Raw genomic sequence first — 24,480 nt, forward strand, 5'->3', positions numbered from 1 at the left:
GCTCCTAGCTAAAGAGGAAAACGTGTACGAAGGTGCTGTCCAAGAGCTGATTGACGAGCTCGGACGCCTTCCCGGCGTGGGACCCAAATCCGCACAGCGGCTGGCGTTCCACATCCTTGAAGCGGACCCGCAGGACATGAAGCGGCTGGTGGAAGCCATCACCACCGTGAAGGAAAGGGTCAAGTTCTGCACGGTTTGCGGCAACGTCACCGAGCAGGAGCTCTGCAACATCTGCCGGGACCCCCGGCGGGACCCCGCAATAATCTGCGTGGTGGAGGAATCCAAGGACGTACTCGCCGTGGAGCGTACGCGCTCGTTCCGGGGCAGGTACCACGTACTGGGCGGTGCCATAAATCCGATTGCCGGCATCGGTCCGGAGCAGCTGCGGATCCGCGAGCTCCTCACCCGGCTGAACGACGGCGCCATCCAGGAAGTCATCATCGCCACCGATCCCAACCTCGAGGGTGAGGCGACGGCCACCTACCTGGCCAGGATGCTGAAAACCATCGGGATCGCGGTGACCAGGCTCGCGTCTGGACTGCCCGTAGGCGGCGATCTTGAATACGCGGACGAGGTCACGCTGGGGCGCGCCTTCGAGGGCCGCCGAAACGCCCTCACCTGAGGCCAGGCCGGCGAATGCCCCCGGATGAGATCGAGCCGCTCGTCACCGAGCGGCTCGTCCTGCGGCTGGTCGAGGGCTCGGACGAGGCCGCCATCCACAGTTACCGCAGCAATCCCGCCGCCACCCGGTACCTCTCCCACGAGCCGCTCTCCGTCGAGGCCAACCGGGAAAGGCTCAAAGAGCTCCTGGTCCTTGCCGAGGCATCGGCCGGCGCCTGGTTCAACTACTGCTGGGCCATCACCCTGCGGCAGTCGGGAGAGGTGATCGGGGATGCGCGCACCTGGAACAGCACTGCCGTCTCCGGTCCGGGCATGCTGGCCCCCGGAAGGCATCCTGCCGGGCACGCCGCGTTGGCTTACGTCCTGCATCCCGACTACCAGCACCACGGCTACGGACGTGAGGCTGCGGCCGCCCTGGTGACTTGGCTCTTCGCGCAGCGCCGGATAAAGATCATCGCAGCCACAGTCTATGAACCGAACAGGCCGTCCATCCAGCTTCTCCGAAGTCTCGGGTTCCAGCCCGACGCAGTTCCCCCCGAATACCAGGAAAGCGCCGGCAAAGGCCTTCCCTTGCTGATGTTTCGGCTGGAAAGTCCGGATTCATCACCCTGAGGCGGACCGGCGCCTGGTCGCCGCATAACCCCCGCCAAGGAAGACCCCGCCCACAGCCAGTTGCACGCCGATGCCGACGGCTGCCAGGGGCACTCCGTCCGGTGCGCCATCGCGCTCCCGGCCATCCACGCAGGGAACCTGCGAAGCATCAGCGGCGTCCTGCATCGCTCCGGGAAACCATGCCAGCGTGTCATCCTGTGAACCGGATTCCCCCGCCAGCAAGCTGAACAGGATCAGCGGATTGCTCGCAGCTATCCAGGCGATCCTCTCGGTGTGATAAACCTCCGTGAAACCCCGCAGCTCGGGCAAGCATTGCCACGACACCAGTCGCCCCGAGCCGTCACGCTCGATGTTCACAGCAACAAGGACCCGCTCCGAGGTTCGCACTGCGGGAAGAAGTGCTGCAACGGCAAGGACATTTCCGAGCAGGAGCAGGAAAGCCGCACTCCACGCCACGGCCCGTCCAGTGTTCTTGCCGAACCACCACAACGTTCCCGCCCCGATCGCACTAAAAACCAGGACCTCCAGCAGGGTCAGAACGGCAGCTGTGAGGGCTACGGCAGGGGATGACTTCGTTGCGTAGGCAACACAAAGCAGGAACAGTGCAACCAGCACGGCAAAAGCCGCACCGCGGCCACACGCCACGGTCCAGGCAAGGAACGGCCCGTCCGCCGGACGCTCGTCGCCCTCGTCCCTCCTGCCCGGATGGCGTGCCCACCTGATCGCCAGCACGCTGGAAACCGCAACCAGGATCACCGCGGCCAGAACGTAGACGCCTCCGGGCGCATCGGGCGGAACGTCGCCTCCGGTCGCCACCATCACCGTCAGGAGCCCAGCGGCCAGGGACGCGAGGAAAACAGTGGCTGACTGCCACCAGAAGCGTCCGGAGCGGACAATCCGGGCCACGTCGCTCAAGGCCTGGCGCAGGACCACGCGGGAGGCGCCCGGGCTTGGCGGCAGGCCATCATCGTCGTCAGCGGCCGCAGGGATTGTCCCGCCTGCGCCAATAACCTCGTAAACAGGGTCTTCGATGCCGCGGCCCTCGTCCTGCCGTTCGTCACCAGCCACAGTTAAAGCCCCCGTATCCCGCTACAGGCCCAGCCCCGGTGGTCACGGGGTAATCCCATCGTGGTCCACGGTGCCAGGCCTGTCCACAGGAGCGGCTAGGCTATGCGGCTTCCCCGCGCCAGCTTGTGGGCGGGCGTGCGAAGTGCACGCCAACCCAGCCACATCAGGAGCGCGGCCACCAACAGCTGCAGGCCCAGCCCCAAAGGCCACAGCGGGGTGGACTGCGCCAGATACCGCGGCTTGACCTCGCCGTTCGCACACGGGTAGGTGCCCTCCGGACCGGCCATGGCATACCGGGCACCCTGGCTGATGGTCTCTATTGCCCCCACTGACGAGTAGTTGCGCTCCTGCGAACGGTCCTTGTACGGGATCGCATCGGCCACCACCACGTAAGGGTTCATAGCTATCAACCAGGCCACCCGTTCGGTCCGCATTGCCCTCTGCTCCTGCAGCGGTCCGGAGCACGTGTACTCCGGTTCAATGGGCCCCTGTTGGCCTTCCTCGCGGGACAGCGGCTCGTACGCCCGATATTGGGCCTGGTTGGCCATAATGGTGCCCTGCGTAAGCCCTGTTCCCAACCCAAAGGCGATCAGGGTGCCCACGGCAAGGCCGGCCACGGCGAGGTACGTGACCACGATCGAGAACAGCGGCCGTCCCGCGAGCGCGGAGATGCCAACACCGATGGCGCAGACAACCCCCACCTCAACAGCCAGCATGAGCAGCGCCACCAGTACGTGGCCGGGAGTCATGCCGCCCAGCGCCACCCCAATCGCAAGGAAAGGCGTGCTGGCCACCAGGAAGGCCAGGGCCGCCGCCCACGCCGCCACGAATTTGCCCCACAGGATCTGGCCGGGCCGCAGCAGCGTTACCTGGAGGATGGCCAGCGTGCCGCCGGCGCGGTCGCCGTTAACGGCGTTGGCGGACAGCGCCGGGGCAACCAGCAGCGCAAAGAGCAGGACGAAGGCCAGGACCACCTCGAAGATCATGGATCCCGGACCGGCGTCGGGCGGGGCCACGTAGCCGGGGTATCCGCGCTGCGCCTCCTGGGTGGCATTCCAGCTGGCCCAGGTCAGCCAGGTCACCAGGCCGGTCAGGACAAACCAGATGGCCAGCATGATGTACCAGCCGCGGGACCGCAGCCGCTGCTTGAGCTCAAGCACCACCACATCCCGAATGCCGGGCAGGTAGCCACCTCTTGTCCTGCCACCGGTGTCCTGCCGGTCCTTTGTTGCGTGGCTCATCGCAGCTCCCCTTCGAGGCTCATGTAGGTCTCTTCAAGGGCACCTGTTGCGGGGGCAAAGGAAGTTACCCCGACGCCGGCAAGCACCAGGTCACGCAGCAGCCGCTCGGCGTCGTTGTCGCCGCCCAGCATCAGGCTGAGAGCCGGACGGCGTCCATCCTCGCGCCGGAAGGCCAGCCCCAGCCCGGTGAGTTTGCCAGCGAGCCCCTCCATGTCTGAGGCGGTGACGGCGTACCGCCTCCCGGCGGCGGCGGCTTGCTCAGTGGTTTGCTGCCTCACGGTACGGCCCTTGTTAACGAACACGGCGCCGTCGGCAATTTCGTCCAGCTCGCTCAGAACGTGGGAGGAAACCACCACCGCCTTACCCTCTGCCGCCAGTTGCCGCAGCATCAGCCGAAGCTCCACGCGGGAGCCGGGATCCAGGCCGGACGCCGGCTCGTCGAGCAGAAGGACGGACGGATCATGGATCAGCGCCCGCGCCAGGCTGAGCCTCTGCTGCTGCCCGCGGGACAGCACCCGCGCCGGCTGGTCTGCAAGGTCATCCAGCCGGACGCGTTCCAGCAGCTCCGGGACCCGCAGTGCGATGCCCTGGGCGGGAAGCCGGTAGAAGCGGGCCATCTGGGTGAGGATTTCGCGGGCGGTCAGCGACTCCCACACACCCAGGGTGTCCGGCATCCAGCCAACCCGGCTGCGTACTTTCGCGCGATCCCGGCGCGGATCGAGGCCGCCCACACTGATGCTGCCTTCGTCGGGCGCCAGCAATGACGCCAGCATCAGCAGCAGCGTGGTCTTGCCGGCCCCGTTTGGCCCGATAAGAGCGGTCACCTTGCCTGCCGGGGCATGGAAGTCCATGTGTTCGACGGCGTGTACCGTGCCGAAGCTGCGGCTGACGGCATGTGCCGTGATGCCGCCGTCGGGCTCCCGCCCTGCCGTGCCGTCCGGTAACTCAGAAATCATTGGCATGTATTACGCACCTGTCCCCCACAGTTTTTGATGCATGCTGACACTTTTGAGCGTACGCCCGCGGACGGTGCCGGCACGCTTCCTAACGCCCAGGATTCGGTCACAATTCAACCCCTGGCCGCGGGCGGCGATAAACTGGGTCCAAGAAGTCGCGCCAACAATGGCGTAAATTCCCCCGGGTCAGGGCCAACACAGCATTACCGCTGCTTGGGCCGGCTCCAATTTGATCCAGTGAAGGTTCGCGCATGAGTACGCCCACTACAGAAGTGCACAACGCAACGCAGGCACAGGAGCTGCCCGACGGCGGCGCAGTAACCAAACAGCTGATCGTGCAGAAGTTTGGCGGATCGTCGGTGGCGGATGCCGATGGCATCAAACGGGTGGCCAAGCGCGTAGTGGACGCCCAGTCTGCCGGCAATGAAGTGGTTGTGGTGGTGTCGGCCATGGGCGATACCACTGACGAACTCCTGGACCTGGCCGCCCAGGTGACGGACTCGGCGCCCGCCCGCGAAATGGACATGCTGCTGTCCGCCGGCGAGCGCATCTCCATGGCGCTGCTTGCCATGGCCATTAACAAGCTGGGCGCCTCCGCCCAGTCCTTCACCGGCTCCCAGGCCGGCATGATCACCGATGGCATCCACGGCAAGGCCCGGATCATCGACGTCGACCCCCACCGCATCCGCACCGCGCTCGACAAGGGAAACATCGCCATCGTGGCGGGCTTCCAGGGCATGAGCCGCGCCACGAACGAAATCACCACTTTGGGCCGCGGCGGTTCCGACACCACTGCCGTGGCGCTGGCAGCGGCCCTTGAGGCCGACGTCTGCGAAATCTATACGGACGTGGACGGTATCTACACGGCCGATCCGCGGGTGGTCCCCTCGGCCCAGAAGATCGACACAATCTCCAGCGAGGAAATGCTGGAACTTGCGGCATCGGGAGCCAAGATCCTGCACCTTCGCTGCGTGGAGTATGCGCGCAGGTTCGGCGTGCCGCTGCACGTCCGTTCGTCATTCAGCCAGCACGAAGGCACCTGGGTCATCCCCAGCGCCGAAGACAAGATCACCACTCAAGAGGGAGTTGCCTTGGAGCAGCCAATCATCTCCGGCGTCGCGCACGACCGTTCCGAAGCCAAGGTCACCGTTGTTGGTGTGCCGGACATTCCCGGCAAGGCTGCCGCCATCTTCCAGGTCATTGCCGATGCCCACTCGAACATCGACATGATCGTGCAGAACGTGTCGACTCACGGCACTGGCCGGACGGACATTTCGTTCACGCTGCCCATCGTGGAAGGCGCCGACGCACTGGCAGCCCTGCACGCAGCACAGGACCAGATCGGTTTTGAAACCATCGAGTACAACGAGCAGATCGGCAAGCTGTCCCTGATCGGCGCCGGGATGCGCTCGCACCCGGGCGTGTCCGCCACGTTCTTCAAGGCACTCTCGGACGCCGGCATCAACATCAACATGATCTCCACCTCGGAGATCCGCATCTCGGTTGTTACGCACGCTGACCTGCTGGACGAGGCCGTACGGGTCATCCACCGGGCCTTTGAGCTGGACAGCGAGAGCGAAGCCACCGTGTACGGCGGGACAGGCCGCTAGCCGCTCGCCGCACCGCGGGACTTGCAAAACCGACTTTCAGTAAAAATGCACTGGTGACGGACTCAGTCCGTCACCAGTGCATTTTTTTGGGTCTGACCGCAGCAGCGCTGCCCGGGTCAGGCCTCCTTCTCGAGGTCCTCGCGGCGTACAGCGTAGTGGTGGCCGGACGAATCGGTTTCCACCACAAAGTGCGTCAATTCCTCTTCCGAGGCCTGCTCGAACTCGTCATGTTTGTGCACCACCGGCAGACTGGAGTCCAGCCTGGTGGCCGGTCCAAAGACGAACCGAAGCCGCTCGGTCGCGTTCATGAACCCGTTCAGTACATGTACCACTGTTTTCCACCCCCTTCCCGTGTGACTGGGAAAGAGCCATTCCGAAGAGAATCCTGGCGGAGCCAGTGCCCTTATTTTACGCCCGGCACCTTGAAAAGGATCAGGAGCCCGGCAAATCCAGACAGGGGCTGCTGGGACACATGCGGAACCGGCACAGCGCCGGCGGCAGGGTTAGCGAAGCGATTTGTCGTCAGGGTTCCTGGGCACCACATAGGTGCTGCCGTCGGGGCGCGTGAGGGTCTCCCACTGTTGGGTTTCAGCCTCGCGCTGGGCCAGGAGCCGGCGGTTTTCCTCAGTCATGTCGTGGATCAGGGACGTGCGGCTCGCAGGTCCGAAAACGGCCCGCAGCTTGCCCGTTGCCCGCATGAAGCGCTGGGAAGCGTTTCCCTTGCTTCCGAAGCTTGCCTTACCCATGAACCGACTCCTTCCAGTAACCCATCTACCTGTAACAGTGTACGCTAATAATTAGTGCACTAACAATTGGAGGCATGATGAATCCTGCAACCGGCACCGCCACCGCTGCCAGCACTTCCACCCCGTCCGGCGCCACCACTGCCGGTACTGGCACCGCCCAGGACGATGACCTGCTGCTCGAGCACCAGCTGTGCTTCGCGCTGACGGTGGCGGCCCGCAGCGTAGTGGGAGCCTACAAGCCAGTACTGGAGAGGATGAACCTCACCCACCCGCAGTACCTGGTGATGCTGTGCCTCTGGGAATCCAGCCCCCGTACCGTACGGAACATCAGTGATGCCCTCGCGCAGGAACCGGCCACCATCTCGCCCCTGCTGCGTCGCCTCGAGGCGTCGGGCCTGATTTCCCGACGGCGGGTGGACGGCAACGAGCGCGCCCTCGCCGTTGACCTGACCCCGGCGGGTGCGGCGCTGCGGCAGGAGGCGCTCAATGTCCCGGGAACCATGATGGAGCGTCTGGGCCTGACCCGGGACCAGGTGGGCGAACTGCACGCGTCCATGATGAGCCTCATCGCAGCTACCTCCAACGGCCGGCACGCTTAGCCAGGCGATGGAGCCGCGGCGGTAGAATGTCAGCATGACGGACAGGCCCCGGCGCGGGCACCATGTGCTTTCAGGTACGGTGCCATCATCAGTGCTGCTGGCCGCCCTCCTGCTGGTGCCCGGCTGTTCCTCCGGGCAGGGCGGCGGCACGCCGTCCGGCGGTGCCTCGGGAGGACCCGCCGGCCCCGTTTCTTCATCAACATCGCCGGGTTCCGCTGCCCCCTCCGGCAGCACCGCCCCCGACGCCGAATCCACCGTCCCGGCGCCCTCCCCCGAGCCACCCGCAGGGCCGTCGGCAGGTCCGGGACAGGGCAATGCTGAACTGGCCATTACGTATAAGCCGTCAGCCGGCGAGCCGGAGGTCCACTACACGCTGGTCTGCGTCAACGGCATGGCCGACGCCGAAAGCAAACACCCCGCCGCTGCGGCCGCCTGCTCCGCCCTGAAAGAAAACGCTGCGCTGCTGGCCTCCCCGGCGCTCCGGACCGACCAGGCGTGCACGGAGCAGTATGGCGGTCCGCAGGAAGCCACGGTTACGGGAGTGGTGGACGGCGTCCCTGTTGATGACGCCTTCAAACGCACCAACGGCTGCGAGATCAGCGCCTGGAACGCGGCAAAGGACGTCATCGGTGCCAGCGGTGGAGCAGCTTAGGGTCCTCGCGGCGGACGAATGGCGGGAGAGGGAGGAAGCCCACCAGCAGCGCGTCAGCCGCTATGCGGACCCCTACCTTGCCCGGCGCTCCGCCGGACAAAAGCACCCGGTGGAGGACTTCCTTTTCACCTACTACACCCAGAAACCAGGCCAGCTCCGGCGCTGGCACCCGGGTGCCGGCGTCGTCCTTGCTGGCAGGGAAGCGGCCGCGAGGCGCGACTGGAAACACTACCGGACGCTCGACGACGGCGAGCTCGCCTCCCTGGGGCTGCCCACGGGAAGTACCGCTGTCACCTTGGACCGGCCCGGCTTCCTTGCCGACCGCAAGGATGCCGTCGCCTTCGCCGGCATCATCCTGCGGGGCACGGCTGCGCGGCCTGCCCAGTTTGGCTGCTTCGGCCTGCACGAATGGGCCATGGTCTACCACCAGGACCGGTTCGATCTCCGGCACGAGTACCTGCAGCTGCGCCTCGGTTCAGCGGGGACGGACAAGGTGGTGGAGGACAACCGGATCCGCTGCACCCACTTCGATGCCTTCCGTTTCTACACTCCGGACGCCATCCCGCTCAATGAACTGGCACCCAGCCGCGAGTCCCAGCGGCACCTGGAGCAACCGGGATGCCTGCACGCGAACATGGACCTGTACAAATGGGCCTACAAGCTGCTGCCGGCCCTGCCCAGCGAACTGGTGATGGACTGCTTTGAACTGTCCTGGCGCATCCGGATCATGGACATGCAGGCTTCTCCCTACGACCTCGCCGAATGGGGTTACCCGGCCATTCCCATCGAAACCCCGCAGGGCAAGGCCGCCTACGTGGAACACCAGCGCGGTTTCGCGGCCGAGGCAGCCGGACTCCGCGAAAAGCTTGCCCTTGAACTTGCCGCACTCGAGGGGAACGGTCCTGCATGATCGACCTGACCATCAGGCTGCGGGAGGACCCTGGCGCTGCCGAACACCTCTTCCGGCTGGTGGCCGACGATGACGGCCCTTCCGCTGAGAGCACCCTGCCGGACCCCGAAGCTGCATTGACCGCAGTCCGGACGCACGGTGAAGACATCTTCTTCCCGAAACCCGGGCCGCCCAGACTGTGCACCCAGCAGTACGGCGGGCCCCAGGTTGCCAAGGTCACCGGGACGTTCCACGGCCGGGTTGTAGAGTCGGTTTTCACCAGGACCGACGGCTGCGAAATCGCCAGGTGGAGGGCCATGGCGCCGCTGCTGGGCAGCGCCGGCGGCGCATGGGGCAACACCTAGGTTTCGCAGGAGAAAAGCAGGGTCCCGGGCGGCTTCAACCGCCCGGGACCTGCTTCGGCAAGGAGCAACTGCTAAGCCGCGGGCACGCCGTCCGCGAAGTCAACCTGCGGAGCGCCGGATGGGGCAACGGAGGCTGCGCCCACCTGGACGTTGACCCAGGTCCTGATGCCGTTATCCCCCAGGCTCAGGCGGGACAGGTAAGCCCCTTCGGACAGGCCTGTCCAGGAGAGTGTGGCCGCCGTGGCGGTGCCGTTCGGAGCCACGATCGGGTTCGGGTCAACCCTGAGGTTGCCGGCATCCCCGGCGAAGGTAACGGCCTGGACCGTCGCTGTTGCCGGTCCATTGTCCGGGGTGGAGTAGAGGTTGGCCACGACGTAGTAGGTGCCCGCCCGGGGCGCCTCCAGATCCAGGAACTCACTGGCCGAGGCCGTCGCCACCTGGGTGGCCGTCAATCCTCCCGCGCCGTTTGGTGCGTAGACCACCATGTCCCAGTCGACGTCGTCGGATTGGGCCTGGACACCCAGCCTGGCGAAGGAGGCCCCTTCCGGCACTGTCACCTGAAGCAGTGCGTTGTGGGCATCGTTGGCCGGCGCGTACTCCCCCGGAGTCTTGGTGATGGCCGTCTGGCTGACCGGAGCCAGGCCTTCCACGCCAACGCTGATGGGACTGTCCGACCCCGAAACCAGTTCCATGGTGCCGCTGCCGCTTCCGGCGGGTGAACTGAAGGAGAACGAGGGTGCGATCTGTGCATCAACCGGCCGGATGGCGATCGGCGAGCTTACGGTGCGGGGACCCTTCCATGTCAGGCTGCCGGTACTGAATTTGCCCACCGGTGCGCTTACGTTCCGGATGGTCAGGGTAACTTCGCGGGTCTGGCCTGCCTTGGCGAAGTTCAGTGCTTTCGGTTCCACCTGGACGTTGAAGCCCGGCAGGTTGACCTCGGGCCGGTACATGCCGGGGACCAAGGCCGTCAGCTGGCGCTTGACCTGCACCTCGCCCACCAGGCTCCCGAGCGCGATGGAGGGCAGATTCAAATCCCGGGCGGCGATGGTGCCGGCCTGCGGAGCGCCGGTATCCACTCCCTGGCCATTGAGGAAGCCCAGCCAGTCCTTGATCGCGGAGTTGTAGACCAGGCCCGGATCCAGGACCCGGGTTGAATCGATGTGCCCCGCACCGCCCTGGAACGGATCCGTGTTGGGCGTGCCGTCCGCGTTGACGAGCGGGTAGGCCGTGGTCATCATGGCCGACTTGACCATCGCGGGCGTCCACTTGGGCTGTTTGCTGAGCACCAGTGCGCCGAATCCGGCGATGTGCGGTGCCGCCATGGACGTGCCGGACATAAAGCCAAACTGATCCCCGTCGTTGCCAATGGTGGAGACGCCGGCAAGAACGTTGACGCCCGGAGCCGCGATGTCAGGCTTCAGCAGGTCTCCGCCCGATGCGAGGGTGGGACCACGTGATGAGAAGCCGGCGATCTGGGGAGTAGGGGCAGGAGGCAGGCCGGTCAGGTCGCCTTTGACGAGGCTGACGGTCAGCGCGGGGTTGGACTCCAGCTTCGACTTCAGTTCCAGGCTCTTGGGGGCGTTGACGTGCACGGTGGGCAGCACGTGGTTGTCCGCGTCTTCTGAACTGCTGGTGAGGTTCACCAGGATCATGCCCACCCCGCCCTTGTCCTGGACCTCCTGGCTCTTGGCCGTCCGGTCCACCACGCCGCGGTCGCAGACCACAACTTTGCCGAATACCTTCGCAGCATCGAGGGAACCGGGGCCGCACAGGTTCGGGTTGGTGGCCCCGGCAGCTGCCGCCGCGGCAGCAACCACCACAGGCTTGTCCGCGACTTCGGTCTTCATGATGGAGGCGCCCCGGTACACCGACCCGTCCGAGACCTTGACGGTGCCCAGCAGATCGCTCGGGAAGGTGGACGCGGCCACCGTGGTCAGCCACGGTGAGGCGTGGTTCACGGTGGAAACGGTGGGGCCCGAGTTGCCGGCCGAGGCCGAGACAAAAACGCCGGCCGCGGCGGCGTTCAGGAAGGCCAGTGCCACAGGATCGGTGGTGCTGTTGTTGTTGCCGGAAATCGAATAGTTCAGGACGTCCACGCCGTCCTTGACCGCGGCTTCCACTGCCTCAACCGATGCAGAGGAGTAGCAGCCGCCGGTGTCCGGGTTGGTATCTTCCCAGCAGACCTTGTAGACGGACACTTTGGCGGCCGGAGCAACACCGGAGCTCTTGCCGAAGCTTGCGCCGTCGATGACCTGCTCCACGTTCGCATTGCCCGCCGCTGTGGTGGCGGTGTGGGTACCGTGGCTGCCCACGTCCACCGGAGAGATGAGCTCCTCAGGGGCGCGGTTCGCGGGGGTCACGTACTGCAGGTAGGAATCGGCGAAGTAGCGGGCACCGATGACCTTGGAGTTGCAGAGGGAGCCGTCGAACGCCGCCCCCGTTCCCTGGCCCTTCTGGCACTCGCCCTCGAAGGTGGTGCCGTCGGCCTTGAGCATGGCTATTTTGCCGTCGGCGGTCCGGTAGGGAAAACCAACCTGGGCGGGACCGCTCAGGGGCTGGACGGGCTCGCCCTGGAGGAACGGGTTGTCCGGGGCGTACCCGGAATCGATGACTCCCACCACCACGCCTTTGCCGGCATTGGCCTCGCCGCCAAACTGCTTGGCCCACGCACCTTCCGGCCCGGTCAGCTTGAGGAAGTCGGTGGTGGTGTAATCGGGCCGGTTCTCGACGTCGGGTGCAACCAGGAGAACGCGCTGGTCTTTCGACAGTTCCATCGCCTGGGCGGCAGTCAGTTCGGCGGTGAAGCCGTTGAGGGCGGCCGTGAACTGCTTTTGCGGTGTGGCGCCCTGGCTTGCAGCCACGTCACGCTGCTGCTTGCGAAGGTGCGCGTCATAAGCCTTGTAGTTGGCGCTTCCGGAGTCCAGTTTCCGGCCGCTTTGTGGTCTGGTTGCCCCAAGCCCCGGGGTTTCACCCTCATAGGCGGCAGCCGCCGCACCTGCCAGCACAACAACGTAGCGGCCGTCGTTGAACTCAACAGGCGCGGTTTTGTTGGCAGCGGGGGGCAGAACCTGTCCGGCCGGCGCCGCGGTGGCGGGAGTGACGGCCATCGGGGTGAGGAGAAGCGGCAGGGCCACGGCAAGCGCCGCAGCCCTCCGGAATACCCCGCCCCTTACGGGGCTCTTTCCAGTTGATCTCACATGCAACCCTTTCAGAGGTAGCGGCCCAGCCATGGTTGGGGGCCCAAACGACTGGCTCGGCACACGAAGTTACAGATCTTGTCATTCCGTGACACCGGCCGATTCAAAGGGTACAGACTGATAGCCAAATATGACATAGGACACAAAGGCTGATTTTTTTCAGTCATGCGCGTAGCGTGCATGTCCGGTTGCGGGCATAAAAAAGGGCGCCCCGCAGGGCGCCCCGACTACCTCACACTGCTGTGCCCGGCGCTGTTATTGGCGGGGCGTCCTGACGACGTCGCTGATCCACTGCCTGGTTTTTTCGTCCACCGGTCCGGCGACCCGGTTCTCCCGGGCAAAACGGTCTGCCTTGATCTTCTGCAGGACCATCCGGCCCAGCCCGGCGAACACGGCGGCGGCCATCACGGGCAACAGCACAGATCTCGATTTCTCAGCCATCCAGCAATCCTAATGACCCCGTCTGTTCAACTCCAGAGCCTCTTCAAAAGGGGACTGCGGCGAAACCCTGCAACTCCCGCTCCAGACGCTGCCGGAACCGGTCAATGCTGCAGGAATTGGCCGAATACAGGGTGGGGCGCTCTGGCCGGTAGAATGGACTTGCAAGCTCGCGGAGCGCCCGTCCACCAAGTCTTTCAAAGTGTGTCCCCAACACCTCGGTACGGCGTGAGACGGCACCACTGAGCTGCGCCCTTACCCAAGCTCACGCACAGGAGTTACCGGATGCCCCGGATCGTTGTTGACGTCATGCCCAAGCCCGAGATTCTGGACCCGCAGGGGAAGGCTATCGTCGGCGCTCTGCCCCGGCTGGGCTTCACCAGCTTCAGCTCTGTCCGCCAGGGCAAGCGTTTTGAACTGACGGTCGACGGCGAGGTGACCGAGGACATCCTGGCCCAGGCGCGCGATGCCGCCGAAACCCTCTTGTCCAACCCCGTGATCGAGGACGTCGTCAACGTCGAGGTCGTCGAGGCCTGACATGACTGAACTTCCCCTGATCGGCGAGGCAATCGCCGTCGCGGCCCAGCCGCGCCTGGCAGGCGCCCGCATCGGCGTCGTCACTTTCCCTGGGACCCTGGATGACCGCGACGCCGCCCGCGCCGTCCGTCTGGCCGGCGGCACCGCCGTCGAACTCTGGCACGCGGACACGGAACTTGGCGACGTGGACGCGGTGGTTATTCCCGGCGGTTTCTCCTACGGTGACTACCTCCGCGCCGGTGCGATCGCCCGCTTCGCACCGCTGATGTCCAAAATCATTGACGCAGCCAACAGCGAGGCCAAGCTGCCCGTGCTTGGCATCTGCAACGGCTTCCAGATCCTCACCGAGTCGCACCTGCTGCCCGGTTCGATGATCAAGAACGACCACCTGAAGTTCATGTGCCGCGACCAGGTGCTGCGGGTCGAGAACAGCAACACCGCATGGACGCTGGACTACCAGGCCGGCCAGGAAATCACTGTGCCGCTGAAAAACCAGGATGGCCAGTACATCGCCGACGAGAAGACCCTTGACGCGCTCGAGGCCGAGGGCCGCGTGGTGTTCCGCTACGTCGGGTTCAACCCGAACGGTTCGCGCCGGGACATCGCCGGCATCTCCAACGCCGCCGGCAACGTGGTGGGCCTGATGCCGCACCCCGAGCACGCTGTGGAGGCCGGATTCGGCCCGGAGTCGCTTGATGGCATTGGCGGCTCCGACACCGACGGCCTCGGCTTCTTCACCTCCGTTTTGACCAAGATTGTGGGAGGCGACAAGTGAGCATCGAAACCACCAAGAAGTTCAATATCGACACTGTCGAGAACGCCGCGAAAACCCCGGACACCGAACTGCCCTGGGCCGAGCTGGGCCTGAAGCAGAACGAGTTCGACGAGATCGTCAAGGTCCTGGGCCGCCGCCCCACCGGCGCCGAGCTCGCCATGTACTCCGTCATGTGGAGCGAGCACTGCTCCTACAAGTCCTCCAAGAACCACCTGCGCCAGTTCGGCGAAAAGGTGACCCCGGAGATGAAGAAAGACATGCTGGTGGGCATCGGCGAAAACGCCGGCGTGACCAACCTTGGGGACGGCTGGGCCGTGACCTTCAAGATCGAATCGCACAACTCGCCGTCGTTCGTTGAGCCCTACCAGGGCGCCGCAACCGGCATTGGCGGGATTGTCCGCGACATCATCTCCATGGGTGCCCGCCCCGTCGCCGTGATGGACCCGCTGCGCTTCGGTGCCATCGACCACCCGGACACCGCACGCGTGATGCACGGTGCCGTGGCCGGCATCGGCGGCTACGGCAACTCTCTGGGCCTGCCGAACATCGGCGGCGAAATGGTCTTCGACTCCGTCTACCAGGGCAACCCGCTGGTCAACGCCCTCGCGGTTGGCGTCATGCGCCACGAGGACATCCGCCTCGCCAACGCCTCCGGCAAGGGCAACAAGGTGGTCCTGTTCGGTGCGCGCACCGGCGGTGACGGCATCGGCGGCGCGTCCGTCCTGGCCTCCGAGTCCTTCGACGACACCAAGCCCTCCAAGCGCCCCGCGGTGCAGGTGGGCGACCCCTTCGCCGAGAAGGTGCTCATCGAGTGCTGCCTGGAGCTGTTCAAGGGCTCCCTGGTGGAAGGCATCCAGGACCTCGGCGCCGCCGGCATCTCCTGCGCCACCTCCGAACTGGCTTCCAACGGCGACGGCGGCATGCAGGTTGAGCTGACCTCCGTGCTGCTGCGCGACCCCACGCTGACCCCGGGTGAAATCCTGATGTCCGAGTCGCAGGAACGCATGATGGCCGTTGTCACGCCGGAGAACGTTGCGGCGTTCGAAGCCGTGATGGACAAATGGGCTGTTGAATACGCATGGCTGGGCGAGGTGACCGATACCGGCCGCCTCATCATCACCTGGGAAGGCGAGGTGATTGTCGATGTCGATCCCCGCACCGTGGCACACGACGGTCCCGTCTACGACCGCCCGTTCGCCCGTCCCGAGTGGCAGGACGCCGTGCAGGCCGATACCTTCACCGGTTCTGTGCAGGACGCCGGCCGGCCTTCCGCTCCTTCGGAGCTCGCGGCGGCAGTCACCGAACTGGTGGCATCGCCGAACATGTGCTCCAAGTCCTGGATCACCAACCAGTACGACCGGTACGTTGGCGGCAACACCTCCATGGCGTTCCCGGACGACGCCGGCGTGGTGCGCGTGGATGAGGAAACCGGCCTGGGTGTTGCCCTGGCCACTGACGCCAACGGCCGCTACACCTACCTCGACCCGTACCACGGTGCGCAGCTGGCGCTGGCCGAGGCCTACCGGAACGTTGCCACCTCCGGCGCCGTTCCCATGGCCGTCAGCGACTGCCTGAACTTCGGTTCCCCCGAGGACCCCGACGTCATGTGGCAGCTGGCGGAGGCGATCCGCGGCCTGTCCGATGCCTGCAAGGTGCTGGGCGTCCCCGTCACCGGCGGCAACGTCTCGCTGTACAACCAGACGGGCACCACGCCCATCCACCCCTCCCCGGTGGTGGCAGTGCTGGGCAAGCTCGACGACGTTGCCCGCCGCACGCCGTCGGGCTGGCGTGAGGACGGCCAGGCGATTTACCTCCTGGGCACCACCGCTGCCGAACTGGACGGCTCCGAGTGGGCCAACATGCGCGGGCACCTGGGCGGCCAGCCGCCCAAGGTGGACCTCGACGCCGAACGTGCCCTGGGCGAGATCCTGATCAACGCATCCCGCGACGGCATGATCGATTCGGCCCACGACCTCTCCGAAGGCGGCCTCGCGGCTGCCTTGGTGGAGTCCTCGCTGCGCTACGGCGTGGGTGCCCGAATTGCACTGCAGGATGTCCTGGACCGGGACGGTGTGGACCTGTTCACGGCGCTCTTCTCCGAGTCCCAGGGCCGTGCCGTTGTAGGCGTTCCCCGTTCCGAGGAAGTCCGCTTCACGGACATGTGCACCGCCCGCGGCTTCGCGCATACCCGCATTGGTGTGGTGGATGCGGCCAGCGGCAAGCTGGAGATCAACGGTGTGGAGAGCCTGTCCCTGGACGCCCTCCGAGAGGCGCACGAAGGGACCCTGCCGAAGTACTTCGGCTAGCCCCTCCCACCGCGAATCCGCGGCGGATTCGGCAAACACATCCCTGCCCAGGGGTGCGAATGTCCGGAACCGCCGCGGTTCGGCTTTAATCGTCCTATGGGCAAGGTTGCAAAGTTCCTGGCTCTGCTGCTGTTGCCGTTCCTTGTTATGGTTGCCGCCGCCCCCACCCCGCCTCCAGCGGTAGAAGAATCGTACCCACACAGCATGGCGGACCTGGGTGATTCCATCACGCAAGCCAACAACGTATGCTGCAGCCAGGACGACCATCCGGAAAAATCCTGGGCAACAGGAGATGATACCGACGACGGCATGAGCAGCCATTATGAACGGCTGCTCCAATTGGCGCCCGGCATACGAGCACACAATTTCAACTACTCCGTCAGCGGGGCGAAGGCGTCCGATTTGCCCCGCCAGGTTTCTTCAGCGGCCAGACAAGGGGCTGGTTATGTCACCCTGCTGGTGGGTGCAAATGATCTGTGCACGCCTTCCGTGGAATCCATGACGTCAGTGGAAGAATTCCACTCTTATGTGGACCAGACATTGCAGACCTTGGAACAGATGCAGCCGCGGCCGCAGGTCTTCGTGGCGAGCATTCCCGACATCTACCAGCTGTGGAATGTCCTGCATGCGGATCCGGCTGCGAGGTCGGCCTGGTCTGACAGGGGTATCTGTCCGTCAATGCTCAGTGTCACTGCTACCGAGGAGACCCGCCAGCAGGTGGTTCAGCGCCACCTGGCCTTCAACGCCGTCCTCGCTGAAGCCTGCGCACAGCACACAAACTGCCGCACGGACGATTACGCCGTCTACAACTACCAGTTCAGCACTACTGATGTGAGCCGCCTGGACTACTTTCACCCGAGCCTCCAGGGCCAAGCAAAACTGGCTGAAATCACCTGGAACGCGGCCTGGTAGGTTTCGACAGGCTGGTTTCGACAGGCTCAACCCACGGAGGTCAGTCTTCGCTGTGGAGCTCCCGCTGCCGAGCGCTGAGCAATTCGATTTCGGGGCGCCCTGCTACAAGGCGTTCGACGGCGGCCAGCACGTCCACGAGGTGGGCCCGGTCGGCTGCCACGAGGCCTGCACCCAACCGGGTGCGCCGGTACTGGTCGTGATCGCCCACCTCGGCGACGGAAACGTCGAACCGGCGCTTCACTTCAGCAATCAGCGGCCTGACGACGGAGCGTTTTTCCTTGAGGCTCTGAACGTCGCCCAGAAGGATGTCGAATTCGATCCAGCCGATCCACATCAGATGGTGAGCTCCCCCATGCGGTCCCAGGCGTCGCCATCGAGCTGGCGGCTGATGATCCGGGGCGTTTCGGCGAGGGCCTGGGGCATGTCTGCCATGGCCTGCTTGAAGTGTGGGCTGTTGACGTGGTGGCCGGCGGCATCGTCCTTGAAGGCTTCCACCAGGACGTACTCGTTCGGGTCCTCGAGGCTGCGGGACCAGTCAAACCAGAGGTTGCCCGGTTCCTGCCGCGTGGCCTGGGTGAAATCCGCCACCAGGGCGGGCCATCGCTCCGACCAATCGGGCTTGACCTTGAATTTAGCGACGATAAAAATCATGGGCGTAATCCTTCTGCAGCGAGTTGCCGTGCCCCTTCAATGTACCGGGATGTAACGTGGCGTTGCGCCGCCCGGGTCACCAGTCCCCCGGCCGCGTAGAACCAGTTGCCCGGCTTGCTGAACGCGCGAATGATCAGATGCACGTCGGCATTGCCGTTGATCTCCACCTCGAAGGATTCCTCGCCGCGGGCCGGGTGACCATGCAACGCCCCGTAGCCAAATCCAGCGGACTGCGGCACATCCGCCGGCAGCGGTTCGTGCACCCAGACCACCTCGCAGGGTGCGTTCACCCGAAAAGGCCCGGCGCCGAAACCACTCACCACCCGCGCTCCCGGCACCACCTGTGGTGAATCCGTCCGGACGCGGAGGCCGGCACGCCGCTGGAGCTCCCAGGACAGAATGCCGGCGGCCACCCGCCTGTACACGGCAAAGCCGGTACCCAGCTGGACCTCTTCCAGCACCCCGGCGTACCCCTTCGGAACGGCCCCGTGTTCCGTTCCCCCAATGCCGGGGTATCCAAGGTCATGCCGCGTGCCCTGAGGAAGCCACTTGGCCATCACTGTTCGACGCCCCTGGAGCCGGCAAGACGGGCCCAACCGAGCTGCTCCTGCTGTTTCCTGGTCAGCCCTGCCACCACCAGGTCGTAGGAGTCCTCAACCATGTCGCGGATCATGTCATCCTGCAGGGCCCCGTCAAGGCGGACCCCGTTCCAGTGCGTCTTGTTCATGTGCCATGCGCCGGTGATTTCCGGGTGTGCGGCGCGGAGCTGCACGGCAAGGTTGGGCTCACATTTGAGGTTCACGTACCAGTCCCGGAGGTCCATTGCGGAGAGTGCAAAAAGCTTGGCCTCATGCCGGGCTCCCCCGGCGATGTTGGCGCGGACCTTGAACACGGCGGTCTCCGGCCCGAACGGATAATCCTCGAACGCGCCGGGAAACGAGAGGCAGATCTTCCTCAATGCAGCAGGGTCCATGCAGGAAGCCTATAAAGCCGGCTGCCACGGTGCTAGTCTGCGAGGATGTCACATGATCAGGGGGCCATTCCTGTTCTGGACCTGGCCACGGCCCGGCAATCCGATGGGTCATTCAATCCGGAGTTCATCGAGCAGCTGCGCCACGCAACGCACCATGTGGGTTTCTTCCAAATCACCGGTTACGGTGCGTCCCCCGGCCAGCCGGAACTCCTGCTGGACCTTATCAGGCGGTTCTTTGCGCTGCCGCTGGAGGAACGGATGAAGCTGGACAACCGGCTCTCTCCGCACTTCCGCGGATACACGCGGATGGGCACCGAGGTGACCCAGGGCCGTGCGGATGCCCGGGAGCAAATCGACTATTCGCCCGAACGCGAGCCTGTCACGGACTATCCCGACGACAAGCCTTACTGGCTGCTCCAAGGCCCGAACCTGTGGCCCGAAGACTCCTTCCCGGAACTCAAGCCTGCCGCAATGGAATGGGCGGAACTGATGTCCCGGGTAGGAATGGAATTGCTCCGGGCCATCGCGGTCTCACTGAAACTGCCCGAAGACTACTTCGACGAGCCCTTCCAGGGTTCCCCGGCCTGGATGGGAAAGCTGGTTCACTACGTGGGCGGGGTCGTGGAGGCCGCAGGCGACCAGGGCGTGGGCTCCCACGCGGACTACGGGTTCGTCACCCTCCTGCTGCAGGACGATATCGGCGGGCTGGAGGTCCTTCCGCCCGGGGCCAGTGAATGGGCGCCCGTAGAGCCGATCCCCGGAGCCCTGGTGGTGAACCTTGGCGAGATGCTCGAAGTCGCGACCGAAGGCTACCTCGTGGCCACGATTCACCGGGTCCAGGCGCCGCCACTGGGCGTGGACAGGTATTCGGTCCCGTTCTTCTGGTCGCCCCGCCTCGACGCCGTCATCGATCCCGTCCCCCTGCCGCCGGAGCTCAAGGCGGAAGCGCGAGGCATCACTGACGATCCCGCCAACCCGCTGTTGGCTTCCTACGGGATGAATATGCTCAAAGGCAGGATGCGGGCACACCCGGACGTCACGGAACGGCACTATCCGGAACTCCTGACACGCTGAACCGGCAAGCCGTCAGAGGTTGTATTTCCAGGCCTGCTGCGCGGGGCAGGTGTCCATCACAACGTCCAGCCCGGCAGCCTTGGCCCGTTCCGCCGCGGCCTCGTCGATGACACCCAGCTGCAGCCACACCGCTTTCGCTCCCACCGCGATGGCCTGGTCCACCACGTCCCCCACCTTCTGCGAGTTCACAAAACAGTCCACGACGTCGATGGGATGCTTTTCCGGCGGGATGTCACCGAGGCTCCGGTAGCCTGGTTCCCCGTGGACTGCTTCGCCCGGAAGGTTGACGGGGATAATCTCCATTCCCAGCCGGTCCCGGATAAAAAGCGAGGTGTCGTAGGCGGCACGCCACTCATTCCTGGTGAGGCCCACGATGGCCCAGCGGCCTTTGGTCCGCATCAGGCGTTCGACAACGGCAGGATCATTTTTGTGGCCCATGCGCTTAGCCTACGTCGCCCGCCGCTACTGGTTGAACTTCTGCAGCCAGCTGTTGCCGGGGATGGCCTTCAGGGCCTGGCCGGCAGTGTCCGCCGTCCCCTGCAAAGTCCCACCGGCCACATGGGCCAGCACACCCGGCACGGCATCACCAACCTTGCCCGGCACATCGGAACCGACTTGGCCGTCCTGCCCCACGGCATGCTCCGGCTGCCCGCCCGCCTTCCCCGTGGCGGCAGCACCGGCGTCGTTTCCGGTCTCTTTCGCAACGCCCTGCCCCGCGGCGGCCGGACCGCTCCCCTTCACGCCGGAGGCGGGCGCGGCCGGGACGCCGGCGGAGTCCGGGCCGCGGCGGGGACCAGGCGGATTCTCCACAGTGCCGGCAGTGGCGGGTTGGCTGTCAGAGGCATCGCCGGCATCCGGTTCAGAAGCTTTCACTTCAGCGCCACTGCTGCCGGACAGAGCCGTTGAATGCAGCCCTGTTCCGAGGGCCTGCGGCGCCGGAAGACTCCAGGCGGGCGCCCAGTCCTTGAGCATGTGCTGGATGGAGAGGTTGCCCGCCTGCCCTGGAGGGGCCGTGCTGGCGGCAACCCCGCCCGCACCCATCCCCATCCCCGCTATCAGGGCAAGCCCCACCACCGTGGGCCGGTGCGCGCGGAGCCATCGGCGCCGCCCCAACTCGTCCCGCACTGGCCCTTCGTTGTCTCCGGCCAGCAGCGCGGCAAGTTCGCCGGACGGGACGGGTGCGGGCAGCGACGCCAGGGATCCCAGCGAGAGGAGAGCGGAGCGAAGCGAGTCATCCTGCCCGAATCCGGCGTCAAGGAGCATCTCCTCCACGGTGTCCGGCAACACGTTGGTTTGCGGTGTCATGGCCTCAAGTACTCCTTCACTGCCGAAAGTTCCCGGAGCTTGCCCAGCGCCCGCCGCTGCAGCTGCTTGACGGCACCCGGGCTTTTGCCCATGGCGTCGGCTGACTGCTCCACGGTGAGCCCGGCCACGAGGCGCAGGGACAGGACCTCCCGCTGGTCCTGGGGCAACCCGTCCAGCAGGTCCAGGACTTCCCGCGGGGAGATGCGTTCGAGGGCTTCCGCTTCGGCGGAGGAGTCTTCCCGCTGGTCAAGCTCGGGCTCGAAAGGCAGCTTGGCGGGTGTGCGGCTTTGGCGCCGGTGGTCGTCCACCATCCGGGCGTGGGCCACCGAGAAGATCAACGTGCGCAGCCCGGCGGTACCCCCGTGAATGGTGCCAAGCCGCGGCAGGACGGAGAGGAACACTTCCTGCATGGCCGCCTCCGGATCCTCGACTCCCCGCGCGGTGAGATAGCCCAGGACCTGTGACGCATATGTCCGGTAGACGACGCTGAAGACGGGCGACCCGGCGGAGTGGTCGCCGAAGTCCTGGTCTGTCAGTGCATCAATCACGGACGTAGTGCTTTCGGTCAAAGAAGGGCTACTGAGGGGAAAGGCTGAATCCGGTTCACGGAATGCCTTTTCCCCGCATCACTTTACCCTTCGGTAACCACTGCCCGGATGCACCACGCGTTGACGCTGCAACCGTCGCATTCCCGCCCCGGACATTGAAAGAGCCGGCCTGGAACGTGATGGGGGACAAGTTCCAGGCCGGCGCTACACAGGGGTAATCGCTCCGGGCACGCCAAGGGTTACGCCCTGGGGCAAAAACTTTAGGAAATTTTTTACGGGCCCTTTTTCAGCGGGCCGCAGCCGTCACCCAACGGGGCCGGCTTCCCTGCCTGCGGGGACCGTTGGCCAAGCTGAAAGTGTGCCCGGAGGCGGGCACGCGCCGGTCGTCGCAGTCGTCCTGGACGGTTGCGGCAGCCGAGGCCGGAACTGCAGCAGGCGGCTGGCGCGCCACCGTGCCGGCCGGGCACAGATCGGTCACCAGTCCGGTGCCCGCGCATTCCCGGACTGCGGCAATCCCGGCAGCGAGGGCGGTTTTGCTGTCAAAGGGGCCCGAGATGGCCATGATGGTGCCATCCGGTGCAAGGAGTCGGAACCTGAAAAAGGAATCGTGGTCAACAAACGCTTCGAACTTACCGGCCATAACAAATCCTTCCGTTCTGCGGGTCCGTGTCCGTGGGCGCCATTGCCTCCGGCCGGTCCGGGCGCATCACTGCCCCTTATTCCCGCGGGTCTGGTCGAACGATTGGTGATCGGGTCACCGGGTGTACCAACGAGTCTCTCCGGTACGCCCTCAACCCCGCAAGACCTAAGGCGTTAACCGTGTGTAAATTGCTGTAATTTACCTGCACAACGCCAGCGGCGGGCCACCTCTGAAGGTGACCCTCCCCGCTACCTCCCCAATCTCGCAAGCTCGATTGGGGCCCCTCGGTAGCGTGGGCCCAGCCGTGGTCCCATATGTCAGTCGTTGATGAGGTCGTTCACCACGATGGTCTGGTCCCGGTCAGGGCCAACCCCGATGGCAGAGAACCGCGTACCGGAGAGCTTTTCGAGGGCCAGCACATAGTTGCGGGCATTCTCCGGCAGGTCAGCGAGCGTGCGCGCGCCGGTGATGTCCTCGGTCCAGCCCTCGAAGTACTCGAAGATGGGCACTGCGTGGTGGAACTCGGTCTGCGTCATGGGCATCTCATCGTGGCGGACGCCGTCCACGTCGTACGCCACGCACACCGGGATCTGTTCGATGCCGGTGAGCACGTCCAGCTTGGTGACGAAGTAGTCCGTGAAGCCGTTGACGCGGGAGGCGTGGCGGGCCAGGACGGCGTCGTACCAGCCGCAGCGGCGCGGCCGGCCGGTGTTGACGCCGAACTCGCCGCCGGTCTTCTGCAGGTACACACCCATTTCGTCGAACAGTTCCGTGGGGAACGGTCCTGCACCAACACGGGTGGTGTATGCCTTGATGATGCCGATGGAGCGGGAGATGCGCGTGGGGCCGATGCCCGAGCCCACGGAGGCGCCGCCGGCGGTGGGGTTGGAGGAGGTCACGAACGGGTAAGTGCCGTGGTCCACGTCCAGGAACGTGGCCTGGCCGCCCTCCATGAGCACAACCTTGCCCTCGTCCAGGGCTGTGTTCAGGACCAGGGTGCTGTCAATGACCAGCGGGCGGAGCCGGTCGGCGAAGGAGAGGAAATACTCCACGATCTCCTCGACCAGCACGCCGCGGCGGTTGTAGATCTTGACCAGGAGTTCGTTCTTCTGCCGCAGCGAGCCTTCCACCTTCTGGCGGAGGATGGACTCGTCGAAGACGTCCTGGACGCGGATGCCCAGGCGGGCCACCTTGTCCATGTATGCGGGGCCGATGCCGCGGCCCGTGGTCCCGATGGCGCGGCTGCCGAGATAGCGCTCCGTCACCTTGTCCAGCACCTGGTGGTACGGAGCCACGAGGTGGGCGTTGGCGGAGACACGGAGCTTTGAAGTATCGGCGCCGCGTGCCTGGAGGCCTTCGATCTCCTGGAAGAGTGCCTCAAGGTTTACGACGCAGCCGTTGCCGATAATGGGGACGGCATTGGGGCTGAGGATGCCTGCCGGAAGCAGCTTGAGTTCGTATTTTTCACCGCCTACGACGACGGTGTGCCCGGCGTTGTTGCCGCCGTTTGGTTTGACGACGTAGTCAACGCGGCCGCCCAGCAGGTCGGTCGCCTTGCCTTTTCCTTCGTCGCCCCACTGGGCTCCTACGATCACAATTGCTGGCATGGGATCCTCCCCCATTCGTTCGGGCTGCCCGGTCCGGCCACAACGTGGCGGAACTGTACAGCGCCGTTCATGAGAATGCCCCGAATCTACCGCCCGCCGCCGGCCGCAGGGCGGCACAACGATGCAAGAGTTCCGGGGCTCTTACCACCCAAGTT

General features: G+C 65.3%; 28 protein-coding genes. 12 read left to right on the forward strand and 16 right to left on the reverse strand.

The genetic code is table 11. The annotated features are described in order from the left end of the window. The first annotated feature begins 22 nt into the window (after positions 1-22). Both recR and QF038_RS17675 read left to right on the forward strand, forming a co-directional pair. Positions 23-622: a recombination mediator RecR gene (gene recR / locus QF038_RS17670; RefSeq protein WP_307611777.1), complete on the forward strand. Its 600-nt coding sequence runs from the start codon at positions 23-25 to the stop codon at positions 620-622. Positions 623-636: 14 nt separating this feature from the next. Beyond that, positions 637-1,233 carry a GNAT family N-acetyltransferase gene (locus tag QF038_RS17675; RefSeq protein WP_307611779.1) on the forward strand — a complete coding sequence of 199 codons (597 nt, stop codon included), beginning with the start codon at positions 637-639 and terminating at the stop codon, positions 1,231-1,233. On the opposite strand, the gene QF038_RS17680 is transcribed toward QF038_RS17675, so the two are convergent. From QF038_RS17680 to QF038_RS17690, 3 genes are all read right to left on the reverse strand, one after another. Beyond that, positions 1,225-2,301 carry a hypothetical protein gene (locus QF038_RS17680; protein ID WP_307611781.1) on the reverse strand — a complete coding sequence of 359 codons (1,077 nt, stop codon included), beginning with the start codon at positions 2,299-2,301 and terminating at the stop codon, positions 1,225-1,227. The genes QF038_RS17675 and QF038_RS17680 overlap by 9 nt on opposite strands. Positions 2,302-2,396: 95 nt before the next feature. Then, the gene (locus QF038_RS17685; RefSeq protein WP_307611783.1) at positions 2,397-3,542 is read right to left on the reverse strand and encodes an ABC transporter permease; all 1,146 of its coding nucleotides are present in this window, start codon (positions 3,540-3,542) and stop codon (positions 2,397-2,399) included. Beyond that, the gene (locus QF038_RS17690) at positions 3,539-4,504 is read right to left on the reverse strand and encodes an ABC transporter ATP-binding protein (protein WP_307611785.1); all 966 of its coding nucleotides are present in this window, start codon (positions 4,502-4,504) and stop codon (positions 3,539-3,541) included. The genes QF038_RS17685 and QF038_RS17690 overlap by 4 nt, the downstream gene beginning before the upstream one ends. Positions 4,505-4,749: 245 nt before the next feature. Between QF038_RS17690 and QF038_RS17695 the strand changes: the two genes are divergently transcribed. Next, positions 4,750-6,108, forward strand: coding sequence for an aspartate kinase (locus QF038_RS17695; RefSeq protein WP_307611787.1), 1,359 nt, complete (start codon positions 4,750-4,752; stop codon positions 6,106-6,108). 116 nt (positions 6,109-6,224) lie between these two features. On the opposite strand, the gene QF038_RS17700 is transcribed toward QF038_RS17695, so the two are convergent. Both QF038_RS17700 and QF038_RS17705 read right to left on the reverse strand, forming a co-directional pair. Further along, entirely contained in the window at positions 6,225-6,440 is a 216-nt protein-coding gene (locus QF038_RS17700) for a hypothetical protein (RefSeq protein ID WP_307611789.1), read from the reverse strand. A gap of 171 nt (positions 6,441-6,611) precedes the next feature. Continuing rightward, a complete protein-coding gene (locus tag QF038_RS17705; protein ID WP_307611791.1) occupies positions 6,612-6,854 on the reverse strand; it encodes a hypothetical protein in 243 nt (80 codons plus the stop codon). Positions 6,855-6,928: 74 nt separating this feature from the next. On the opposite strand from QF038_RS17705, the gene QF038_RS17710 reads away from it, so the two are divergent. The 4 genes from QF038_RS17710 to QF038_RS17725 are packed head-to-tail and all read left to right on the forward strand — an operon-like array spanning position 6,929 to position 9,359. Beyond that, on the forward strand, positions 6,929-7,453 hold the full coding sequence (locus QF038_RS17710) for a MarR family winged helix-turn-helix transcriptional regulator (RefSeq protein WP_307611793.1): 525 nt from the start codon (positions 6,929-6,931) through the stop codon (positions 7,451-7,453). A 34-nt stretch (positions 7,454-7,487) separates the two neighbouring features. Then, the gene (locus QF038_RS17715) at positions 7,488-8,105 is read left to right on the forward strand and encodes an SSI family serine proteinase inhibitor (RefSeq protein WP_307611795.1); all 618 of its coding nucleotides are present in this window, start codon (positions 7,488-7,490) and stop codon (positions 8,103-8,105) included. Further along, entirely contained in the window at positions 8,083-9,015 is a 933-nt protein-coding gene (locus QF038_RS17720; protein WP_307611797.1) for a 3-methyladenine DNA glycosylase, read from the forward strand. Before QF038_RS17715 ends, QF038_RS17720 begins: the two co-directional genes overlap by 23 nt. Beyond that, entirely contained in the window at positions 9,012-9,359 is a 348-nt protein-coding gene (locus QF038_RS17725) for a serine protease inhibitor (protein ID WP_307611799.1), read from the forward strand. The genes QF038_RS17720 and QF038_RS17725 overlap by 4 nt, the downstream gene beginning before the upstream one ends. 71 nt (positions 9,360-9,430) lie before the next feature. On the opposite strand, the gene QF038_RS17730 is transcribed toward QF038_RS17725, so the two are convergent. Both QF038_RS17730 and QF038_RS17735 read right to left on the reverse strand, forming a co-directional pair. Beyond that, a complete protein-coding gene (locus QF038_RS17730; RefSeq protein WP_373461656.1) occupies positions 9,431-12,469 on the reverse strand; it encodes a S8 family serine peptidase in 3,039 nt (1,012 codons plus the stop codon). A gap of 345 nt (positions 12,470-12,814) precedes the next feature. Further along, positions 12,815-13,000 carry a hypothetical protein gene (locus QF038_RS17735; RefSeq protein ID WP_091421117.1) on the reverse strand — a complete coding sequence of 62 codons (186 nt, stop codon included), beginning with the start codon at positions 12,998-13,000 and terminating at the stop codon, positions 12,815-12,817. Positions 13,001-13,282: 282 nt separating this feature from the next. Here QF038_RS17735 and purS point away from each other — a divergent pair, with 282 nt between their 5' ends. The 4 genes from purS to QF038_RS17755 all read left to right on the forward strand — a co-directional run bounded on the left by purS (position 13,283) and on the right by QF038_RS17755 (position 17,527). After that, positions 13,283-13,534 carry a phosphoribosylformylglycinamidine synthase subunit PurS gene (gene purS, locus QF038_RS17740; RefSeq protein WP_003798434.1) on the forward strand — a complete coding sequence of 84 codons (252 nt, stop codon included), beginning with the start codon at positions 13,283-13,285 and terminating at the stop codon, positions 13,532-13,534. 1 nt (position 13,535) lies between these two features. Continuing rightward, positions 13,536-14,309: a phosphoribosylformylglycinamidine synthase subunit PurQ gene (gene purQ / locus QF038_RS17745; RefSeq protein WP_307611804.1), complete on the forward strand. Its 774-nt coding sequence runs from the start codon at positions 13,536-13,538 to the stop codon at positions 14,307-14,309. Further along, positions 14,306-16,615, forward strand: a complete 2,310-nt coding sequence (purL, locus tag QF038_RS17750) for a phosphoribosylformylglycinamidine synthase subunit PurL (protein ID WP_307611806.1) — start codon at positions 14,306-14,308, stop codon at positions 16,613-16,615. Before purQ ends, purL begins: the two co-directional genes overlap by 4 nt. Positions 16,616-16,711: 96 nt before the next feature. After that, positions 16,712-17,527 (forward strand): GDSL-type esterase/lipase family protein, encoded by an 816-nt coding sequence (locus QF038_RS17755; RefSeq protein ID WP_307611808.1) that lies wholly within the window; start codon positions 16,712-16,714, stop codon positions 17,525-17,527. A 40-nt stretch (positions 17,528-17,567) separates the two neighbouring features. Here the strand turns inward: QF038_RS17755 and QF038_RS17760 are convergent, their stop codons facing one another. From QF038_RS17760 to QF038_RS17775, 4 genes are read right to left on the reverse strand one after another with little or no spacing between them, the layout of a single operon-like run. Beyond that, the gene (locus tag QF038_RS17760; RefSeq protein WP_307611810.1) at positions 17,568-17,861 is read right to left on the reverse strand and encodes a DUF503 domain-containing protein; all 294 of its coding nucleotides are present in this window, start codon (positions 17,859-17,861) and stop codon (positions 17,568-17,570) included. After that, on the reverse strand, positions 17,861-18,178 hold the full coding sequence (locus QF038_RS17765; RefSeq protein ID WP_307611812.1) for a putative quinol monooxygenase: 318 nt from the start codon (positions 18,176-18,178) through the stop codon (positions 17,861-17,863). The genes QF038_RS17760 and QF038_RS17765 overlap by 1 nt, the downstream gene beginning before the upstream one ends. Next, positions 18,175-18,735, reverse strand: a complete 561-nt coding sequence (locus QF038_RS17770; protein WP_307611814.1) for a DUF1990 family protein — start codon at positions 18,733-18,735, stop codon at positions 18,175-18,177. The genes QF038_RS17765 and QF038_RS17770 overlap by 4 nt, the downstream gene beginning before the upstream one ends. Continuing rightward, the gene (locus QF038_RS17775; protein WP_307611816.1) at positions 18,735-19,151 is read right to left on the reverse strand and encodes an MmcQ/YjbR family DNA-binding protein; all 417 of its coding nucleotides are present in this window, start codon (positions 19,149-19,151) and stop codon (positions 18,735-18,737) included. The genes QF038_RS17770 and QF038_RS17775 overlap by 1 nt, the downstream gene beginning before the upstream one ends. 45 nt (positions 19,152-19,196) lie before the next feature. Between QF038_RS17775 and QF038_RS17780 the strand changes: the two genes are divergently transcribed. Next, entirely contained in the window at positions 19,197-20,225 is a 1,029-nt protein-coding gene (locus QF038_RS17780) for an isopenicillin N synthase family oxygenase (RefSeq protein WP_307611818.1), read from the forward strand. 12 nt (positions 20,226-20,237) lie between these two features. Here the strand turns inward: QF038_RS17780 and QF038_RS17785 are convergent, their stop codons facing one another. The 5 genes from QF038_RS17785 to QF038_RS17805 all read right to left on the reverse strand — a co-directional run bounded on the left by QF038_RS17785 (position 20,238) and on the right by QF038_RS17805 (position 24,325). Further along, positions 20,238-20,663 carry a CoA-binding protein gene (locus QF038_RS17785; RefSeq protein WP_307611820.1) on the reverse strand — a complete coding sequence of 142 codons (426 nt, stop codon included), beginning with the start codon at positions 20,661-20,663 and terminating at the stop codon, positions 20,238-20,240. Between the two features lie 24 nt (positions 20,664-20,687). Then, positions 20,688-21,530, reverse strand: coding sequence for a hypothetical protein (locus QF038_RS17790; RefSeq protein ID WP_307611821.1), 843 nt, complete (start codon positions 21,528-21,530; stop codon positions 20,688-20,690). Then, positions 21,527-22,078, reverse strand: coding sequence for an RNA polymerase sigma factor (locus tag QF038_RS17795; RefSeq protein ID WP_307613520.1), 552 nt, complete (start codon positions 22,076-22,078; stop codon positions 21,527-21,529). The genes QF038_RS17790 and QF038_RS17795 overlap by 4 nt, the downstream gene beginning before the upstream one ends. Before the next feature lie 286 nt (positions 22,079-22,364). Next, the gene (locus tag QF038_RS17800; RefSeq protein WP_307611823.1) at positions 22,365-22,718 is read right to left on the reverse strand and encodes a YegP family protein; all 354 of its coding nucleotides are present in this window, start codon (positions 22,716-22,718) and stop codon (positions 22,365-22,367) included. A 317-nt stretch (positions 22,719-23,035) separates the two neighbouring features. Next, positions 23,036-24,325 (reverse strand): adenylosuccinate synthase, encoded by a 1,290-nt coding sequence (locus QF038_RS17805; RefSeq protein ID WP_142063040.1) that lies wholly within the window; start codon positions 24,323-24,325, stop codon positions 23,036-23,038. Between the last annotated feature and the right edge of the window lie 155 nt (positions 24,326-24,480).

The sequence above is a fragment of the Pseudarthrobacter sp. W1I19 genome (assembly GCF_030817835.1).
Lineage (GTDB): Bacteria > Actinomycetota > Actinomycetes > Actinomycetales > Micrococcaceae > Arthrobacter.

What these genes read in the sequence shown, in the direction of transcription:
- QF038_RS17675 (WP_307611779.1), top strand. Translation starts at nt 637, where the DNA reads ATGCCCCCGGATGAGATCGAGCCGCTCGTCACCGAGCGGCTCGTCCTG.
- QF038_RS17685 (WP_307611783.1), bottom strand. Translation starts at nt 3,542, where the DNA reads ATGAGCCACGCAACAAAGGACCGGCAGGACACCGGTGGCAGGACAAGA.
- QF038_RS17690 (WP_307611785.1), bottom strand. Translation starts at nt 4,504, where the DNA reads ATGCCAATGATTTCTGAGTTACCGGACGGCACGGCAGGGCGGGAGCCC.
- QF038_RS17695 (WP_307611787.1), top strand. Translation starts at nt 4,750, where the DNA reads ATGAGTACGCCCACTACAGAAGTGCACAACGCAACGCAGGCACAGGAG.
- QF038_RS17705 (WP_307611791.1), bottom strand. Translation starts at nt 6,854, where the DNA reads ATGGGTAAGGCAAGCTTCGGAAGCAAGGGAAACGCTTCCCAGCGCTTC.
- QF038_RS17710 (WP_307611793.1), top strand. Translation starts at nt 6,929, where the DNA reads ATGATGAATCCTGCAACCGGCACCGCCACCGCTGCCAGCACTTCCACC.
- QF038_RS17715 (WP_307611795.1), top strand. Translation starts at nt 7,488, where the DNA reads ATGACGGACAGGCCCCGGCGCGGGCACCATGTGCTTTCAGGTACGGTG.
- QF038_RS17725 (WP_307611799.1), top strand. Translation starts at nt 9,012, where the DNA reads ATGATCGACCTGACCATCAGGCTGCGGGAGGACCCTGGCGCTGCCGAA.
- QF038_RS17730 (WP_373461656.1), bottom strand. Translation starts at nt 12,469, where the DNA reads ATGGCCGTCACTCCCGCCACCGCGGCGCCGGCCGGACAGGTTCTGCCC.
- QF038_RS17735 (WP_091421117.1), bottom strand. Translation starts at nt 13,000, where the DNA reads ATGGCTGAGAAATCGAGATCTGTGCTGTTGCCCGTGATGGCCGCCGCC.
- purS (WP_003798434.1), top strand. Translation starts at nt 13,283, where the DNA reads ATGCCCCGGATCGTTGTTGACGTCATGCCCAAGCCCGAGATTCTGGAC.
- purQ (WP_307611804.1), top strand. Translation starts at nt 13,536, where the DNA reads ATGACTGAACTTCCCCTGATCGGCGAGGCAATCGCCGTCGCGGCCCAG.
- QF038_RS17755 (WP_307611808.1), top strand. Translation starts at nt 16,712, where the DNA reads ATGGGCAAGGTTGCAAAGTTCCTGGCTCTGCTGCTGTTGCCGTTCCTT.
- QF038_RS17760 (WP_307611810.1), bottom strand. Translation starts at nt 17,861, where the DNA reads ATGTGGATCGGCTGGATCGAATTCGACATCCTTCTGGGCGACGTTCAG.
- QF038_RS17765 (WP_307611812.1), bottom strand. Translation starts at nt 18,178, where the DNA reads ATGATTTTTATCGTCGCTAAATTCAAGGTCAAGCCCGATTGGTCGGAG.
- QF038_RS17770 (WP_307611814.1), bottom strand. Translation starts at nt 18,735, where the DNA reads ATGGCCAAGTGGCTTCCTCAGGGCACGCGGCATGACCTTGGATACCCC.
- QF038_RS17775 (WP_307611816.1), bottom strand. Translation starts at nt 19,151, where the DNA reads ATGGACCCTGCTGCATTGAGGAAGATCTGCCTCTCGTTTCCCGGCGCG.
- QF038_RS17780 (WP_307611818.1), top strand. Translation starts at nt 19,197, where the DNA reads ATGTCACATGATCAGGGGGCCATTCCTGTTCTGGACCTGGCCACGGCC.
- QF038_RS17785 (WP_307611820.1), bottom strand. Translation starts at nt 20,663, where the DNA reads ATGGGCCACAAAAATGATCCTGCCGTTGTCGAACGCCTGATGCGGACC.
- QF038_RS17790 (WP_307611821.1), bottom strand. Translation starts at nt 21,530, where the DNA reads ATGACACCGCAAACCAACGTGTTGCCGGACACCGTGGAGGAGATGCTC.
- QF038_RS17800 (WP_307611823.1), bottom strand. Translation starts at nt 22,718, where the DNA reads ATGGCCGGTAAGTTCGAAGCGTTTGTTGACCACGATTCCTTTTTCAGG.
- QF038_RS17805 (WP_142063040.1), bottom strand. Translation starts at nt 24,325, where the DNA reads ATGCCAGCAATTGTGATCGTAGGAGCCCAGTGGGGCGACGAAGGAAAA.